Here is a 16845-nt window from a genome sequence, read left to right on the forward strand (position 1 = left end):
TGTCCTGTATTACTGCTTCCAGCAGGCGTTGGCGTAGGTCGAGGTCACCTGGCGAATGCGCGCCTTGATGAGCGAGCGGGGATCGTTTGCAAGCTGTCCCTCACGGACCTGTCGATACTCCTCGGGGAAAAACTGACTGAGTAGCGGCAGCGGAATGGAGGCGGACGAGAGGTTGTCCAGCAGTTGGTCCACCGCGCCGTTGACGTCCTTATCGGGCCAGTAATAGCGAATGCGATCACTGTAACTGTAGCGTCGGTACAGTGGCTGGCGATCCGGCGCGACTTCGTAAAAGCTCTGCCAGTAGCGGGGCTCCGCTTGCATGCGTTGGTCGCATACTGTCCGCAATGCGGATTTTTTCGGGATAGTCGGCAGCTCGTCTTCGATATAGCTGAGGGCGAACAGGGCTTCGCGCAGGGCAAAGGTCAGTTGTGGCCCAACTTTGAGTATCGCAAAGTGATCGCGCACCAACTGGTTATAATTGCGCTGGGTCTGGTAGTCGGTGGAGTGAGCCTCGAAGGCAATGCCGTCGGTTTCCTGGACAAGCGCTTTTAATTTTGTGGCCTTGCGCGGCTGGTAGTCGATCACGGAGGTGTGGTCGAACTCCACTCCGGGCTGTACTACAAGGGCGATGACACGGGCCCAGGCATCTTCCAGGTTGCGTTGCGCGAAGGCACTGCGATGCAGCTCGATGGTATGGCGCGCATGGGCGGGCTCGGTGACTTCGAGCTCGGTAATTTCCTCCTTCGCGCCACCGGGTGGCGGGACCTCTGTGCCGATGACGTAAAACACTTTACCCGTTTTGCCGTGGCGCGCGGCGGCCTCTTCGGCGGCGCGACACAGGTCTGCTGCGCGCTCGGCAATAATTTCGTCGGCCAACGGCAGGGTGTCGTCGGCGCAGGGCATGCTGCAATCCAGGTGAATTTTGCTGAAGCCGGCGGACACGTAGGCGTCCACCAGTTCAATCGCCTTGGTCATGGCATCGGCGGCGGGCTCGGTCTGCCAGCACACCGGGCCAAGGTGGTCGCCGCCGAGTATGATCCCAGCGTTATCCAGTCCGATCTGTGCCGCCAGTGTCATGACGTAGTCGTAAAAATCTGCCGGCCGCATACCGGTGTAACCGCCAAACTGATTGACCTGGTTGGCGGTGGCCTCGATCAGGAGCGGGGTGCCGTCTGCCTTTGCCTGTTCCATTGCGGCCTCCAGAACCAGACCGTGCGCGGAGCAGATGGCATAAATGCCCCGCGGCGCGCCCTGGAGGTTGGTCCTGATCAATTGTTGCAACATGTTGAATCCTTTTGTTGGTCACTCTTTGGCATGGGAGTCAGTCGACGATAATGACCCTGACGCCGGCTTCGGAGAGCACTTCGTGAAAGGCTTCCGGAATGCCGCTGTCAGTAATCAGGGTGTCGATATCACTGAATTCACAGATCTTGTGTACGCCGGAGCGTTTGAATTTCGAAGAGTCCGTCACCGCAATTACCCGGCGGGCTACTTTGCACATCAGGCGGTTCAGATTGGCTTCGTGTTCGAAGTGGGTGGTGATACCGCCCTGGAAGTCGATACCATCCACACCGAGAAATACTTTGTCGAAGTGATAGCACTGCAAGGTGTCTTCTGCGGCCCTGCCGTAGAACGATAAAGATTTTTTGCGCAGTGTCCCCCCTGTCATCAGCACTTCCACGCCGTCGGCGTCTACCAGCTGTTGTGCCACATTAAGGCCGTTGGTCATCACTACCAGACGACGGAAGTCGTGCAGCTGGCTGGCGATTTCTGCGGTGGTAGTGCCGGAGTCGAGGATGATGGTGTCCTGCTCCTGAATTTCCTTTGCTGCCGTGGCTGCCAGATGGCGTTTGATGTCGAGGTGTTCGGTCACTTTCTCCCGCACCGAGAGTTCCGGACTGACACGATTGCTCGCCACTGCGCCACCGCGGGTGCGTACCAGCAAGCCCTTTTGATGGAGGTAGTTGAGGTCGCCACGAATGGTCACCGTCGATACGCCGTAGGTTTTCGCGAGTTCCGGTACCATGACGCGTCCTGCATCAATGGTTTTCTGGACGATGTCGTGTCTGCGTTCAATGGTGTTCGTTGTCATGGTGCTGCTTTCACTAGGTTTCCTGTCATTCTACGCAACTTTCATTTGCTTTCAATCGAAAGTTTATTTTCAGATCCTTTCATTTCATTTAATTCCATTTAAAACAGTAACTTATGTTTGGAAAATAGATCTGAATGCCGGTCTTTCTGAATGATAGTGAAAGTTTTTGAAGCTTTTTTTTGTTGAACCGCTGGTTTCGGTTGGTTATTGTCAAACCCAGTGAACACCGCTTACTGGAGCTGAGGTAAAAAATAATGAATGAAATAGATCGTCGAAAGTTTCTGAAAGCCGGCGTGACCGCCGTTGCAGCCACTGCGGCTGCCGGATGTGCCACCTCCCAAGGCTCTGGCGCCATGCTCCGGGCAAAGGGGCAGAAATCTGTGATGGGCCTCGTAGTCCCGCCGATGGAGACGGTAAGAGTTGGTTTTATCGGTGTTGGCGAGCGTGGTGTGGGCGCGGTAAAGCATTTCTGCAATATCGACGGTGTGGAGATCAAGGCAATCTGTGACACCGATCAGCAAGTGCTGGATCGCTCACTCAATCTGGTGGTGGAAAAGGGGCTGCCCAAGCCCGCCGCCTACGGCAAGCACGAACATGCCTACCGTGACATGCTGGCACAGAACGACATCGATATCGTCATCATCTCAACGCCCTGGCGCTGGCATACGCCAATGGCAGTGGACACCATGTTGAGCGGCAAGCACGCCATGGTGGAAGTGCCGGCGGCCACGACGCTGGAAGAGTGTTGGCAGCTGGTAAATACCGCAGAGAAAACGCAGAAAAACTGCATGATGCTTGAGAACGTCTGTTACGGGCGTGACGAGTTGATGGCTCTGAATATGGTGCGCATGGGGCTGTTCGGTGACCTGCTGCACGGTGAAGCTTCTTACATTCATGAGTTGCGCTGGCAGATGAAGGAGGTGCATCGCAAGACCGGCTCCTGGCGGACCAAATGGCATTCGCTGCGCGATGCCAACCTCTACCCGACCCATGGCCTGGGTCCCATCGCTCAGTATATGAATATCAACCGCGGTGACCGTTTCGACTACCTCTCATCCATGAGCAGCCCCGCACTAGGCCGCGCCGCCTACGCGAAAAAAGAGTTCCCGGCAGAGCACCTGCGCAACCGGGTGGAATATATCGCGGGTGATATCAATACCAGCCTGATCAAAACCGTGAAAGGGCGGACCATTATGGTCCAGCACGATACCACCACACCTCGTCCCTATACCCGTCATAACCATATTCAGGGTACCAATGGCGTGCTCGCCGGTTTCCCGAATCGTATTGCCCTGGAAGAGGGTGGCCGCAAGAGCTACCACGAGTGGGATTACGATATGGACTACTGGTACGAAAAGTACGACCACCCGCTGTGGAGTCGGATGGGTAAAGAAGCCGAACGTAATGGTGGTCACGGCGGTATGGATTTCCTGATGTTCTGGCGCATGGTGTATTGCCTGCGCAATGGTCAGCCGCTGGATCAGGATGTATACGATGCAGCCGCCTGGTCCGCGGTAACGCCGCTGTCCGAAGTGTCCGTCAAGGACCGGGGAAACAGCAAGGACTTCCCAGACTTCACCCGAGGTGGGTGGGAAACCGGCATACCGCTTGGTGTTGTGAGCTGATACCCGGCCAGCTCCCCGCTCGACCTGATTTAACCGGCTGAACCGGCCGGTGCTCTTTTTAGAAAACCGTTATTTGCCTGATTAAAGGTGAAGGGGCCGTTGTACGCCTGCAGTTTGTGCGCTGCGGCTGATTAAAACTACACATAACAATAATTTTGGGTATATGGATATGATCAACAAGAAAAGAAACACTCTTAGCCTGGTCATCGGTGCGCTGGTCATGGTATCGCAGGCGTTCGCTCAGGAAACTGACACCGAAGAACGTAAAGATGAAAAAGAATCCTCGACCTACACCGAAGTGGAAGAGATTCAAGTCACCGGCATTCGCAGTAGTATCAAAACCTCACTGGAGATGAAACGGGACTCCATCAATGTGATGGACTCCATTGTTGCTGAAGATATTGGCAAGTTCCCCGATCAAAACATTGCTGAGGCGCTTCAACGCATGAGTGGTATTACGATTACCCGTAATGCTGGTGAAGGGCAGAAGGTGACTGTACGCGGTCTTGGCGGAGACTATAACGTAACCACGATCAACGGTCGTCGCATGGCTTCCGAGCACAGCAGCCGCGACTTTAACTACGATCTGATTGCAGCAGAGCTGCTGAAGGGCGTTGAGGTGTACAAGTCGCCGGTCGCTAAAACCCAGGAAGGTGGTATCGGCTCCGTCATCAATATTCGCACCCGTCGCCCGATGGATTTCCCCGGCGCCGTTTTCCAGGCTTCCGCGAAAGGCATTTACGAGGACCGTACCCAGGATATCAATCCGCAGGCGTCGTTCCTGGTCAGTAACACGTTTTTCGATGGCAGGTTCGGCGCGCTGCTGACCGCGGTTTACTCCGAGCGGACACTGCGTACCGACGGCTATGAAGGGGAAGGCTTCTACAACGAAACCGATGAAGACTGGATCACCGTACGTCAGGATATGAACGGGGATGGCGAATTTGATCCGACGGTTGATGGCGAGTACGGAACGATTATTCCCGGCTACGTGCGCTATACCAACTGGCAGGATACCCGTGAGCGGATTGGTGCCAGCCTGGCCTTGCAGTGGCGCCCTCGTGATGACATCGAAGTAAATCTCGACAGTATTTACTCTTCATACAACACCAATGGTGAGGAGTACCAGATTTCATTCGTTACTTACGATGAAGACTGGACGCCGGGCATCCCGGATGTGACAGACCTGGGGTTTAACGATGAAGGACTGGTGAACTCTCTGACTCTGACCAATGGCGCGATGGCTGAACTGCTGAACACCTCGCTGCCTCGCGAGACAGAAACCTATCAGGTTGGTACTAATGTTGCCTGGGATGTGAATGATACTCTCACACTGGCTTTTGACCTTTCACACTCCCAGTCCACCAACGCGAACGATGGTGACAATCGCTATATCGTTGCCCGCGGGTTTGTCGACGAAATCAATATCGATCAGTCTGGCGGAAATCTACTGCCGGATATCACCATGACGCCGGCGCTCTCCCACACCTCTCCATTCGGGGCGCACTATAGCTATAACTCGGGCGATGAGATTGCGGACAAGGTTTCCGAGTTCCGCTTTGACGGTACCTGGAACCCGGAAGTGGAACTCGTTTCCTCGGTGAATTTCGGCCTTAACTTCGGTGAACAGGCGAAAGACCGGAAAGCATACAGCTCTCCAAATGCATCTATTTTCAGTAACGCGGGGGCGCAATTCGAATTCTACCCGGAATATGACCCCGATATGTCTGCGGCGGAAAACATCGGCGGCTTTGATCTGTTCCGCCTGCCGGCGGATATTCTGGTGGCACCGCGCTTCGATGATTTCCTGGATGGAGAACCCGGTAATCATCCTGCGCCTTGGGCCAGTTTCGACTACGACAAGCTGTTTGCCTTCTACGAGAGTATCAGCCCCGGGGCGGCGAATGATTTGATCGCTGCGCAGTTCCGCCCTAACGACTCATACGAAGTGGGAGAGGAAACTCTGGCGGTTTACTTGCAGACCGATTTTGAAAGCAACTTGCTGGGACTGCCTTATACCCTGAATCTCGGTGTGCGGGCCATCGAGACTACCGCTACCAGTAGCGGTTTCTCCCTGGATCCGGACGCGGTTCGGTTTGAACCCAATACGGACCCAGATTCCGCGCAAGAACTTCAGTATGTTGGCGAGCTGGCGGACTATCAATACGAAATGGACTTCGATGACCGTTATACCGATGTACTGCCGAGCATGAACTTTAAATGGGATCTGCGCGAAGATCTGGTATACCGCTTGAGTGCGGCTAAGGTCATCACTCGCCCGAGCATTGATTCACTCAAGGCTTACAGCTATGTAAACCTGCGAGAGTACGAACTCTACGCTTCCAATCCGGGGCTTGAGCCAATGCGCGCGAATCAGTTGGACACCGCATTGGAATGGTATTTCTCTGATTACGGTGCCCTTACCGGCGCGCTGTTCTTCAAGGATATCGAGTCCTTTACCGAATACGGGCGCAATGGCACTCGCACCATCGATGGTTACGAGTTTGATGTATACAGCTCCATCAACGGTGACGATGGTGCGAAAGTACGTGGTGCTGAGCTGGCTTACCAGCAGGCATTCACGGACCTGTTGCCAGGTATTTGGGATGGCCTGGGCGTACAGCTGAACTACACCTATGTGGACAGCGAGTATGAGAGTGCGGAGCGCCGCCAGTTGGGCTTGCCATTTGCGGGTATGCCGAAGAATTCCTATAACGCCGTAGTGTACTATGAGCGCTCGGGAATTCAGGCGCGCCTGGCTTACAACTGGCGCGGCAAGGTGATGACCAACGCGGAAGCCTGGGGTGGTCCCAGCTGGGATGCCGACTACGGCCAGTATGACTTGAGCGCCGCTTACGATTGGAATGACAACGTGAACTTTCAGTTCAGCATCAACAACCTGACCAATGAACGCAGCTGGAGCTATATTGCAAGGCCCGATCAGGTTGCTGGTCTGGAGCGCTTCGGTCGCCTGTTCAACCTGGGTGTCAATGCCAACTTCTAACTTCCTCCTTTGCGCCCGGTTTTGTCAATAACCGGGCTTTTCTCTCTATTCCCGGATATTCATGTGAGTACAGCAACTGTTCAACAAGACGCGCCAGGTGCGCGCAGCAGCTTCTTTCCAATGGCGATTATTGGAATGTTGTTTTTTATTTTCGGGTTTGTGACCTGGCTGAATGGGTCGTTGATTCCGTTTCTTCGAATCCTTTGCGAACTAAACGAGTTCCAGGCGTTGTTTGTAACTTTTGCGTTTTACATCGCCTATACCGTTATGGCGCTACCGATGTCGATGATTCTGCGCCGAACCGGCTACAGAGACGGCATGGCCATTGGCCTCGGGATAATGGCGATGGCGTCGCTGGTGTTTATTCCCGCAGCACAACTGGGTAGTTATCCTGTATTCCTGTTGGCGCTATTCGGCCTCGGTGCCGGTTTGACGATTCTGCAGACTGCATCTAACCCCTACGTGGTGAGAGTCGGTCCCGCTGAAAGTGCAGCTACCCGAATTGCCGTGATGGGGATTATCAACAAGAGTGCCGGAGTCCTGGCGCCGCTGGTGTTTACGGCGTTGGTGTTCTCCGGGCTGGCCGACTTTAACTCTCAAGCGATTGCCAGTCTGGATGAATCGACGCGTAGTGCCAGGCTGGATGAGGTTGCCAACCGTCTGGTGATGCCCTACATCTACATGGCAGGCCTGTTGTTCCTGCTCGTAGGTCTGGTTAAATATTCCCGCCTTCCGGAAATCGAGGAGGAGGAGGTAATGGAAACTGCTGGGCAGTACACCGGAGTTTGGCAGTTCCCCCAGGTAGTTCTCGGTGCGCTGGCTCTGTTTGCCTACATCGGTGTCGAGGTGATTGCCGGTGATACTATTGGTCTTTACGGTGAAGAGCTGGGGCTTTCCAATTTTTCTTCTCTTACCTCCTACACCATGGTGTTTATGGTATTTGGATATGTGCTCGGTATTGTCTGTATTCCTCGCTGGATCAGCCAGCAGCAGGCGCTTGTGGGGTCCGCGGTTGCCGGTGGCTTATGTGTCCTCGGTGTCATATTCGGCTCGCAGGAAACCAGTGCCCTGGCAACCGGACTGTGGGGCTGGACCGGCTTCCCGGTAGTACCCAACAGCGTCTTTTTTGTTGCCTTGATGGGGCTGGCCCACGCATTGGTGTGGCCTACGATCTGGCCATTGGCGTTGAGCGGGGTGGGAAAGTTTACCGCTCAGGCATCGGCGCTACTGATAATGGGGATTGCGGGCGGTGCGGTGATTCCTCTGATATTTGGCAAGCTCGCGGCACTTTCAGGGACGGTGATTGCTGGTTACTGGATCGCACTCCCCTGCTATCTGTTTATTCTTTTTTACGCACTCAAAGGGCACAAACTCAAAACGTGGCCATGCAGCACCCGTCCACCTGATGGAGACAAGGGCGTCGGACGATGATCATTGCGATCAGTCCATGAACCGATCGGTCCGCTTGTGAATGTGCCTCAGAGTAATCCCTACTTTTTCACTCCGGTAACCTTGCCTGAGTGACCTTCTATGGCGGGCCTTGCGCCCACTTGCTAAAGTGAGGTCCCGGGAGGATTGGAGTTTCCTCCTGGGCCTACTTTCGGAATCCTTTGCGACTATGCGTAACAATCCCGCGTCATATTCTCGACGCGATCCGCGTGCACGATGACATTGTCTTCAATCCGCACGCCACCGAATGGACGCAGTTTTTCCACCTTGTCCCAGTTCACTTCATCCGCGAGGGTGGACTCCTTGCGCTCCGCCAGCAGGCTTTCAATAAAGTACAGGCCGGGCTCGATAGTGAATACCTGATTCTCCTCCACCGTGCGTGTAGTGCGCAGGAACGGGAACTGTGCCGGCGGTTTTGTGGTGCCGCCTTCCGGGCCACTCTGGTGGCCACCGACATCGTGTACCTGCAGGCCGAGGAAGTGCCCCAGACCGTGGGGCATGAAGGTGCCGGTGAGGCCGGATTCCACCGCGCTTTCCGGCGAGGTTTTGATGACACCGAACTGTTGTAACAGCTCGCCAATTTTGTGGTGACAGTCCCGGTGCAGGTCCGGGTAAGCGGTGCCCGGCTTCAGACCCGCAACCAGTTCCTTTTCTTTCTGGTGCATCGCTGCCACCAGCTCGGCGAATTCACCATCGCGGTAGGCGTAGCTGCGGGTGATGTCTGCACAGTAACCGTGGCAATCGGCACCGGCATCGATCAGGAAGCTGCGGCGTTCACTCTCCGGCAGTTGCTCGGTCGAGAGGTGGGTGTAGTGCAGGATTGCGCCGTGCTCATTAAGGCCGACGATGTTGCCATAGGGCATCTGGTTTTCACCCTGGCCGGCCGCTTTCAGATAGGCTAGGTTGATTTCGAATTCACTGGCTCCCGCGCGGAAGGCTTCTTCTGCGGCTTTATGGGCACGTACGGCGATACGGTTGGCTTCCCGCAGACATTCAAACTCGTAAGGGGTTTTGTAGGCCCGCGCCCAATGCAGGCGGTCGATCAGGTGCTGCGGGTTGCGCTCGCCAATTTCCCAGCCGTCCAGCTTCGCGGTCTCACCGATAAAGGCTGCGTCTTCACCGGACAGGAAGGCTTTCGCCTCATCCGGTTTGGCCAGCAGTTCGATATCGAATGCATCGCTCCAGAAGGTCTGGGGTGCCGGCGGCACGTAGTGCCAGAAATCCACCGGGCGATAGAACAGCAGCTTGGGCTTCTGCCCGCGACGGTAGATCACCCAACTGTGGGGGTTGTCTGTGACCGGCACCAGCGCCTTGAACTGTGGGTTGACCCTGAACGGATAGTAGTTGTCGTCCAGAAACTGTACCGAGGGTGCACCGCTGAAGACATTCAGGGTTTCAAAGCCGCACTGCTCGAGGATCTCATCGTAGCGTTCGCGCAGGGTGGCCAGGTGTTCGCTGAAAAGTTGCTTGTCCATAAAGCCCCTAGTTTGCGTTGGAAAAGGGTGTTCGAGTGCGTGTTATTTGATCAATAAATCGCCTGCGTGACAGGTACACGCTTGCGCATAGTGTATAGTCAGCACTCTGAATAATTAGTCTGTTTTTTAGCCATGGAAAAGAAGATACTGCTGACCGATTGCCCGGACGCAAAAGGCCTGATCGCCAAGATCACCAACATCTGTTACAAGCACCAGCTGAACGTTACCAAGAACGATGAGTTTGTGGATCGCGCTCAGGGGCGCTTCTTCATGCGCACTGCGCTGGAGGGGAACTTCAACGATACCACGCTGCTCGAAGACCTCGACCTGGCGCTGCCAGAAGGCGCCGAACGCAAGCTGGTGCCCAGCGGCCGCAAGCGGGTCGTTTTGATGGTCACCAAAGAAGCGCATTGCCTCGGCGATATTCTGATGAAGTGTTATTCCGGCGCACTGGATGTGGAGATCGCCGCGGTCATTGGCAACCACAATAATCTGCAGCCTCTGGTGGAAAAGTTTGATATCCCTTTCCATTGGGTACCGGCGGATAACCTTGAGCGAGCGCAGCACGAGGAGCAGGTGATTGAACTGGTGGACCGCTATGCGCCGGACTACCTGATTCTGGCGAAATATATGCGGGTGTTGAATCCGGAGTTTGTCGCGCATTATCAAAAGCGCATCATCAATATCCATCATTCCTTCCTGCCCGCTTTTATCGGTGCCAAGCCCTATCAACAGGCATTTGAGCGAGGAGTAAAGATCATCGGCGCGACGGCACACTTTGTGACCGATGATCTCGATGAAGGTCCGATCATCGAGCAGGACGTAATCCATGTGGATCACGGATACTCGGCGGAAGCCATGTCCAGCGCCGGGCGCGATGTGGAAAAGCAGGTGCTGAGCCGTGCCTTGCAGCTGGTACTGGAAGAACGGGTATTCATTCACGGGAACCGCACCGTAGTATTTAAATAATTAGTGCTCAAAAATTCAGGAATCATAGAAAGCATCGGGGAAATGCATGTCTAACTATCTACCTTTGCAGACTTCGCTCGCAGCTGTTCTGCTGCTTTCACTGGGGGGGTGCGCCAGTGGTCCCAAAGCACCCAACCCGGGGCTGAAAGAGTCTTTTCATACCGAGATTTCGGCAAACGGCTCCAAGCGTTTTACGTATTCTCTGGAAATGGCCGCACCGCAATTGCGTGGCCCCTATACGCAGCAACCGACCAGGCGCGGCGATATGACGATGGGGGCAAACCGTCGCCGAGGTAACGGCAGATCTGGGGTGGATATTGATCACGCGTTGAATCTCAAGTTGCGAGAATCCGGTTTCTGTCGCGATGGTTTCTTTGTGATTGATCGGGTGGTCTCCCGGCTCGGGGGGGAGGTGCGTGGCGAGTGTCGGGAGGGCGTCGAGCGTTAATCTGATTTTTGTATCAATTTGTATTCCAGGGAAACTTTGAGTGAGCCTGCAGTGCGTTCACGTCCCGCCGGCAAGGGCTTTCAGGGGTGCCCTGGACATTCGTACCAACTTCACCTTTTGCGCAGAATGATCGTTTTCTGCCATAGCGTCACCCTATCAGCCTGATTGCCTAAGCCTTTTTGAATACCTTATCCAGTTTTATTTTGCGTGTATATATTTATAGTTGGGATGTTTTTGTCCATTTAAGAGACTTTAGTGTTAAATTTTTGCTAATCGTAGCTTCCCGCCTCCTGTCTTGATCTGGATCATTTTTGCTCGCTTTGTTGTGTGTTTGAACGTAATTAACAAGTTTTGTTTGCACTAAAGTCACGCAATTCAACTTGGTCGCATGCGTTTGACTGTGGGTTCATATTGATCAATGGCGCGCATCTCCTCCAATTTGACGATTCAGCCGCTGGCAGCTAAAAATAAGAAAACCTTTTCCTGGAGTTGGGGAGAGATCTGTGATCGCTTTCGCAATCTGGGCGGCAGGATGCTTGTTCATGAATAACGGATAGGTGGAAATACACCTGATCGGGTATTAGAAAAATATAACAACAGACAGTTAGCTCTACGTGATTTAGTTCTACGTGATAAAGAAAACAAGGGTCACTTATGGACGTTGAAGTTACCGTATTTTCCGATAAGAAAGACGGCCTGCTGCGGGAAATGGGCGTTGTGGTGATCGAATGTGGTTTTACATTGCACCGCCAGCGGATGATGTCTTCCCCTAACGGCGTAGAGCTCTGGTTGAAGCTGAGCGGAGAACAGGGGCGGTTACTGGAGTTGGAAGACCGACTGAGCTCCCATCCGTTAGTGAATGGATTCGAGGCGAACCATTTATTGACCGATAGTACTCAGCCCCCCAGGCCGGCAAGACCTGTGCCCAGTACCACCGCAGCCGGTCGCCGGCCTGCCGCACCCACAGCGCGCCCCAGGCGCAGACCTTCCTCTGCGGCTCCCGCGATCGACATTATTGAACCCGTGTTGCCGAGGCTGGCAAAAAGTTACCCAAAAATATTCCCGCAATTGCTGGATTTGCAGGATCAGGTCCATGAAGATCAGTGGGGCCCAAGTCTCAAGTTTATCGGTGTGCGTGTCGGGGCTTGGGTGTACAAAAGAGATTACGCTTTGGGTGGACAATTGGATCTAAAAAGCGCAATGCGTCAGATCGCCTTGCCTGCAATGCGCTCACTGCTTCCGACCGAAACCAGAGATTTTGCGATATACATCAAGAACAATCCTTTCTGTCTCCCCGGAACCCAATGCCGCAATGGAGACTTCTTTTGTGGTTTTCTACAGGGACTCTTACACGAAGCTGGTGCAAGTAGCCGGGTGGTAGTGCGAGAGGTTCAGTGCCGCAGCGAGGGTGCACAGGAATGTGTTTTTGAAGTGGCGGATTGATTTCAGATGAGGGTCACCGGGAATACTCGGTGAGTCTGTTTATAAAAGGGTAATACGGAATAACTATAGTGGGGATGAATTATGGAAGCTGAATATAATCCTGTGCTGGTTGCACTTTCGTTTATCGTCTCGGTACTCGGTTCTTATACGGCTCTGCAATTGGCTGTTGCGATTCCGCAGGCCAGTGATGGTGTTGAAAAGAGAAATGCCATTATCAAGGCCGGTGTTGCTATGGGTGGTGGTGCTATCTGGACCATGCACTTTATTGCGATGCTGGCATACGACATGGGCATGTCTGTTACCTACGATGTGTTTCTGACCGTACTGTCTGCGGTGGTCGCCATGGCCGCCTGCTCGGTGGGGCTGGCAGTTGCGGGTATTGGCCTTTTTACTTTTGATAAGTTATTGCCCGCAGGTATTTTCATGGGCTGTGGTGTAGCGGGTATGCACTATATGGGCATGGCGGCCATGCTGATGCCGATGGAGGTCAGTTATAACCTGAACATCCTGATTCTTTCCGTAATCATTGGTGTGCTCGCGTCCTGTGCGGCGCTGTGGATGGCTTTTCATATGCGCGGCAAGCTGCAGGTGCTGGGAAGCTCCATTTTAATGGGTGCTGCGGTGTGCGGTATGCACTATACCGGTATGGCAGCAGCCCGCTACGAGCATACCAATGTGGTGCCGGAAAGTTGGTTCGCCGGTGCACTGGGTGGCGAATATCTGGGTATCAGTATTTTTGCGGTTACCGTCAGCCTGCTGTTGCTGACCCTGGCGATCGGTAGTCACCGTCGCCGTCAGCGGGAAGAGCTCGCAATCTGACAATTCCGGCTGGCCGCTTGCGGTGGCCAGCTCGGCCTGATTTCTCTTCGCTCTCTTCCCCCCAATACTTGAGGGTGGGGCGAAAATAAAAAGCCGGAGCAGTGCTCCGGCTTTTTTGTTTCAGGCTGACATGAGTCAGTCCATATAGCTCTCGATCGGCGGGCAGGAACAGATCAGGTTGCGGTCCCCGTACACATTGTCGATACGGTTGGACGCCGGCCACACCTTGTGGTGTTTCAACCACGCTGCCGGACGGGCGGCCACTTCACGGCTGTAGGCGTGGTCCCACTCGTCGGTCATCACGTCATCCTGGGTATGCGGGGCGTTGTGCAGGGGGTTGTCTTCCGCGGTGTACTTGCCGTTGGCAACGTCGTCCGCTTCCTGGCGGATGGTGGTCATGGCCTGTACAAAGCGGTCCAGCTCTTCCTGGGCCTCACTTTCGGTGGGCTCGATCATCAGGGTGCCGGCTACCGGGAAGGACATGGTGGGCGCGTGGAAACCGAAGTCCATCAGGCGCTTGGCTATGTCTTCCTCGGTAATGCCACTGGCTTCCTTCAGAGGGCGCAGGTCGATCAGGCATTCGTGGGCAATAAAGCCGTTGCTGCCTTTGTACAATAGCGGGTAGTGCTCGCTCAGTTTTTTCGCCATGTAGTTGGCATTCAGGATCGCGGTCTCGGTGGCGAGTTTCATGCCCTGCTTGCCCATCATACGGATATACATCCAGCTGATCGGCAGGATGCTGGCGGACCCCCAGGGAGCGGCGGAAATAGTGCCGTTGACCGGGTCGTTGCCGGGTACTTCGGTGACCGGGTGACCGGCCAGGTAGGGCTTCAGGTGTTCGCCCACGGCGATCGGGCCCATGCCGGGGCCGCCGCCACCGTGGGGGATACAGAAGGTCTTGTGCAGGTTCAGGTGGGATACGTCGCCACCGAACTTGCCCGGGGCTGCCACGCCGATCAGGGCATTCATGTTGGCGCCGTCGATATAGACCTGGCCACCGGCATCGTGGATCAGTTCGCAGATCTCGCGGATGCCTTCCTCGAATACCCCGTGGGTGGATGGGTAGGTGACCATCAGCGCGGCGATGCGGTCGCCGTGCTCCGCTACCTTCGCCTTCAGGTCTTCAACATCCACGTTGCCTTTTTTGTCGCAGGCAACCACGACCACCTTCATGCTCACCATCATCGCGGAAGCGGGGTTGGTGCCGTGGGCGGAGGCGGGGATCAGGCAGATATCGCGCTGGCTTTCGCCCTTGGCTTCCAGGTATTTCTTGATCGCGACCAGGCCGGCGTATTCGCCCTGGGAGCCGGCGTTGGGCTGCAGGCTCACGGCGTCGTAACCGGTACAGGCGGCGAGCATCTGTTCCAGCTGCCTGAACATTTCGCGGTAGCCCTCGGTCTGGTCTGCGGGGGCGAATGGGTGCAGCTTGCCGAATTCCGGCCAGGTCACCGGGATCATTTCCGCGGTGGCATTCAGCTTCATGGTGCAGGAGCCGAGGGGAATCATGGAGTGGTTCAGCGCGATATCCTTGGACTCCAGGGTCTTCAGGTAGCGCAGCATCTCGGTTTCCGAGTGATGCGTGTTGAATACCGGATGGGTCAGGAATTCACTTTCGCGCTTCAGGTTTGCCGGAACGCCGGCGGGGCCCTTGGCTGCCAGCTCGCTGTCGATCTTTTCCAGGTCCAGGCCATGCTCATGATCGCTGGCGCTGCCCGTGAAAATGTCGAGCAGCTCAGACACGTCCGCCAGTTTGGTGGTTTCGTTCAGGCTGATACCCAGAGCGTCATCGCCGACCTTGCGCAGGTTGATCTCTGCAGCGATGGCGCGATCAAAAATATCGGACTGCTTGCCACCCACGAAGACGGTGAGGGTGTCGAACCAGCTGTCGTGGGTCAGGCTCAGGCCTTTTTCTTTCAGGCCTGCGGCGAGGATATCAGTGAGGCGCTGGATGCGTGCGGCGATGGTTTTGAGACCTTCAGGGCCGTGATAGACCGCGTAGAAGGCGCTCATTACCGCCAGCAGTACCTGGGAGGTGCAGATGTTGGAGTTGGCCTTCTCGCGGCGGATATGCTGCTCGCGGGTCTGCATCGCCATGCGCAGGGCACGTTTGCCCTTGCTGTCTACGGACACACCGATGATGCGGCCGGGGGCGGAGCGTTTGTAGGCTTCCCGGAAGGCGAAGAAGCCGGCGTGTGGACCGCCGTAGCCCATGGGGATACCAAAGCGCTGGTTACAGCCTACCACCACGTCTGCGCCCATTTCCCCCGGGGCTTTCAGCGCCACCAGGCTCATCAGGTCTGCGGCCACGGTGACCAGGGCGCCGGCATCGTGCACCTTGGTGATCAGGTCAGTGAGGTCGCGCACCACACCGGTGGAACCGGGGTACTGGAACAGGGCGCCGAACAGTTCTGCCGGCAGGTCACTTTCAGGGTTGCCTACCAGCACCTCGAAGCCGAAGTGCTCGGCGCGGGTTTTCACCACCGCAATGGTCTGCGGGTGGCAGTCTTCGTCCACAAAGAAGACGTTGGATTTGTTGCGCTTCACCTGGCGTTTGCACATGGCCATGGCTTCCGCCGCGGCGGTGCCTTCGTCCAGCATGGAGGCGTTGGCCAGTTCCATGCCGGTGAGATCCATGATCATCTGCTGGAAGTTCAGCAGGCCTTCCAGGCGGCCTTGGGCAATTTCCGGCTGGTAGGGGGTGTAGGCGGTGTACCAGCCCGGGTTTTCCAGCACATTGCGCAGGATCACGTTGGGGGTGATGGTGTCGTGGTAGCCCATACCGATAAAGGTGCGGTAGATCTTGTTGCGGCCGGCCAGGGCCTTCAGCTCAGCCAGAGCCTCTTGCTCATCCACCGCCTCTGCCAGATCCAGATCACCCTGTTTGCGAATGGCGGCGGGCACGGTCTTTTCGATCAGCTCGTCGAGAGACGCCACACCGAGGGTATCCAGCATGGACTGGGTCTGGGCGTCGTCGGGGCCGATATGGCGGCGAATAAAGGCGTCGTGTTGTTCCAACTGCTTGAGCGAGGGCTGGGTCATAGTGGATGAATTCCTGTTAACACTCAGTGGATTGCCGGTATTGATTGCCGGGGTATTGTTACTGGAGTGCAGTTTCTGGCGTTTTTAATTGCTGAAGTCTGTAACGGTAAAAATCAGTACCGGTAAAAAATAGCAAAGTGCTGGACGTCCGGTCTCGGAGCACCCGGTAGGGCGCGCATCTTAGCAATGGGCCGCAAGACGGGCAATTGAGTACGCTTGTGGTTGGAAATATGCTGGGACTGGGAGTGAATTGTGACGAATATCCTGTTTTGGCACGGTTGGCGTTATTTTATACTGCTATGGGCACGCCTGGGGAGGCGCAGCCCGGAGGATTAACCATAATAGTTGAATACAATAATGATGGTTGTCCGTCACTGTGCCCGGCATTCATATGTGCACCGCACATTGGCCGCGGACGTTACCGGATTACTGGATGCGGATTTCGGGGGCTCAGCTGTGCTACCACCGGCCAACCTGACTAG

The 16845-nt window shown here is 55.4% G+C and carries 11 protein-coding genes; 7 read left to right on the forward strand and 4 right to left on the reverse strand.

The genetic code is table 11. The features are described 5' to 3' along the window. Positions 1-9: 9 nt before the first annotated feature. Both LPW13_RS02255 and agaR read right to left on the reverse strand, forming a co-directional pair. Positions 10-1284 carry a D-tagatose-bisphosphate aldolase, class II, non-catalytic subunit gene (locus LPW13_RS02255; protein WP_230437828.1) on the reverse strand — a complete coding sequence of 425 codons (1275 nt, stop codon included), beginning with the start codon at positions 1282-1284 and terminating at the stop codon, positions 10-12. A gap of 37 nt (positions 1285-1321) precedes the next feature. Next, positions 1322-2092 (reverse strand): transcriptional repressor AgaR, encoded by a 771-nt coding sequence (agaR, locus tag LPW13_RS02260; RefSeq protein ID WP_230437829.1) that lies wholly within the window; start codon positions 2090-2092, stop codon positions 1322-1324. 254 nt (positions 2093-2346) lie between these two features. On the opposite strand from agaR, the gene LPW13_RS02265 reads away from it, so the two are divergent. From LPW13_RS02265 to LPW13_RS02275, 3 genes are all read left to right on the forward strand, one after another. Beyond that, positions 2347-3717, forward strand: a complete 1371-nt coding sequence (locus tag LPW13_RS02265) for a Gfo/Idh/MocA family protein (RefSeq protein ID WP_230437830.1) — start codon at positions 2347-2349, stop codon at positions 3715-3717. A 169-nt stretch (positions 3718-3886) separates the two neighbouring features. Further along, positions 3887-6721: a TonB-dependent receptor gene (locus LPW13_RS02270; RefSeq protein ID WP_230437831.1), complete on the forward strand. Its 2835-nt coding sequence runs from the start codon at positions 3887-3889 to the stop codon at positions 6719-6721. Between the two features lie 135 nt (positions 6722-6856). Continuing rightward, a complete protein-coding gene (locus LPW13_RS02275; protein WP_230437832.1) occupies positions 6857-8152 on the forward strand; it encodes a sugar MFS transporter in 1296 nt (431 codons plus the stop codon). Between the two features lie 185 nt (positions 8153-8337). On the opposite strand, the gene pepQ is transcribed toward LPW13_RS02275, so the two are convergent. After that, positions 8338-9645, reverse strand: coding sequence for a Xaa-Pro dipeptidase (gene pepQ, locus LPW13_RS02280; protein WP_230437833.1), 1308 nt, complete (start codon positions 9643-9645; stop codon positions 8338-8340). A gap of 132 nt (positions 9646-9777) precedes the next feature. Here pepQ and purU point away from each other — a divergent pair, with 132 nt between their 5' ends. The 4 genes from purU (at position 9778) to LPW13_RS02300 (ending at position 13324) form a co-directional block, all read left to right on the forward strand. Continuing rightward, a complete protein-coding gene (purU, locus tag LPW13_RS02285; RefSeq protein WP_230437834.1) occupies positions 9778-10614 on the forward strand; it encodes a formyltetrahydrofolate deformylase in 837 nt (278 codons plus the stop codon). 46 nt (positions 10615-10660) lie between these two features. Beyond that, positions 10661-11062 carry a hypothetical protein gene (locus LPW13_RS02290; RefSeq protein ID WP_230437835.1) on the forward strand — a complete coding sequence of 134 codons (402 nt, stop codon included), beginning with the start codon at positions 10661-10663 and terminating at the stop codon, positions 11060-11062. A 654-nt stretch (positions 11063-11716) separates the two neighbouring features. Next, positions 11717-12505, forward strand: coding sequence for a 4-vinyl reductase (locus tag LPW13_RS02295; RefSeq protein ID WP_230437836.1), 789 nt, complete (start codon positions 11717-11719; stop codon positions 12503-12505). Between the two features lie 81 nt (positions 12506-12586). Beyond that, a complete protein-coding gene (locus LPW13_RS02300; protein WP_230437837.1) occupies positions 12587-13324 on the forward strand; it encodes an MHYT domain-containing protein in 738 nt (245 codons plus the stop codon). A 135-nt stretch (positions 13325-13459) separates the two neighbouring features. Here LPW13_RS02300 and gcvP read toward each other — a convergent pair whose 3' ends face one another. After that, a complete protein-coding gene (gcvP, locus tag LPW13_RS02305) occupies positions 13460-16363 on the reverse strand; it encodes an aminomethyl-transferring glycine dehydrogenase (RefSeq protein WP_230437838.1) in 2904 nt (967 codons plus the stop codon). Between the last annotated feature and the right edge of the window lie 482 nt (positions 16364-16845).

This window comes from Microbulbifer celer, assembly GCF_020991125.1.
In the GTDB taxonomy this organism is placed as follows: Bacteria; Pseudomonadota; Gammaproteobacteria; order Pseudomonadales; family Cellvibrionaceae; genus Microbulbifer; species Microbulbifer celer.

Bases quoted from the DNA above. Each gene is read 5' to 3' on its own strand.
- LPW13_RS02255 (WP_230437828.1), bottom strand. From the start codon at position 1,284: ATGTTGCAACAATTGATCAGGACCAACCTCCAGGGCGCGCCGCGGGGC.
- agaR (WP_230437829.1), bottom strand. From the start codon at position 2,092: ATGACAACGAACACCATTGAACGCAGACACGACATCGTCCAGAAAACC.
- LPW13_RS02265 (WP_230437830.1), top strand. From the start codon at position 2,347: ATGAATGAAATAGATCGTCGAAAGTTTCTGAAAGCCGGCGTGACCGCC.
- LPW13_RS02270 (WP_230437831.1), top strand. From the start codon at position 3,887: ATGATCAACAAGAAAAGAAACACTCTTAGCCTGGTCATCGGTGCGCTG.
- LPW13_RS02275 (WP_230437832.1), top strand. From the start codon at position 6,857: ATGTTGTTTTTTATTTTCGGGTTTGTGACCTGGCTGAATGGGTCGTTG.
- pepQ (WP_230437833.1), bottom strand. From the start codon at position 9,645: ATGGACAAGCAACTTTTCAGCGAACACCTGGCCACCCTGCGCGAACGC.
- purU (WP_230437834.1), top strand. From the start codon at position 9,778: ATGGAAAAGAAGATACTGCTGACCGATTGCCCGGACGCAAAAGGCCTG.
- LPW13_RS02290 (WP_230437835.1), top strand. From the start codon at position 10,661: ATGTCTAACTATCTACCTTTGCAGACTTCGCTCGCAGCTGTTCTGCTG.
- LPW13_RS02295 (WP_230437836.1), top strand. From the start codon at position 11,717: ATGGACGTTGAAGTTACCGTATTTTCCGATAAGAAAGACGGCCTGCTG.
- LPW13_RS02300 (WP_230437837.1), top strand. From the start codon at position 12,587: ATGGAAGCTGAATATAATCCTGTGCTGGTTGCACTTTCGTTTATCGTC.
- gcvP (WP_230437838.1), bottom strand. From the start codon at position 16,363: ATGACCCAGCCCTCGCTCAAGCAGTTGGAACAACACGACGCCTTTATT.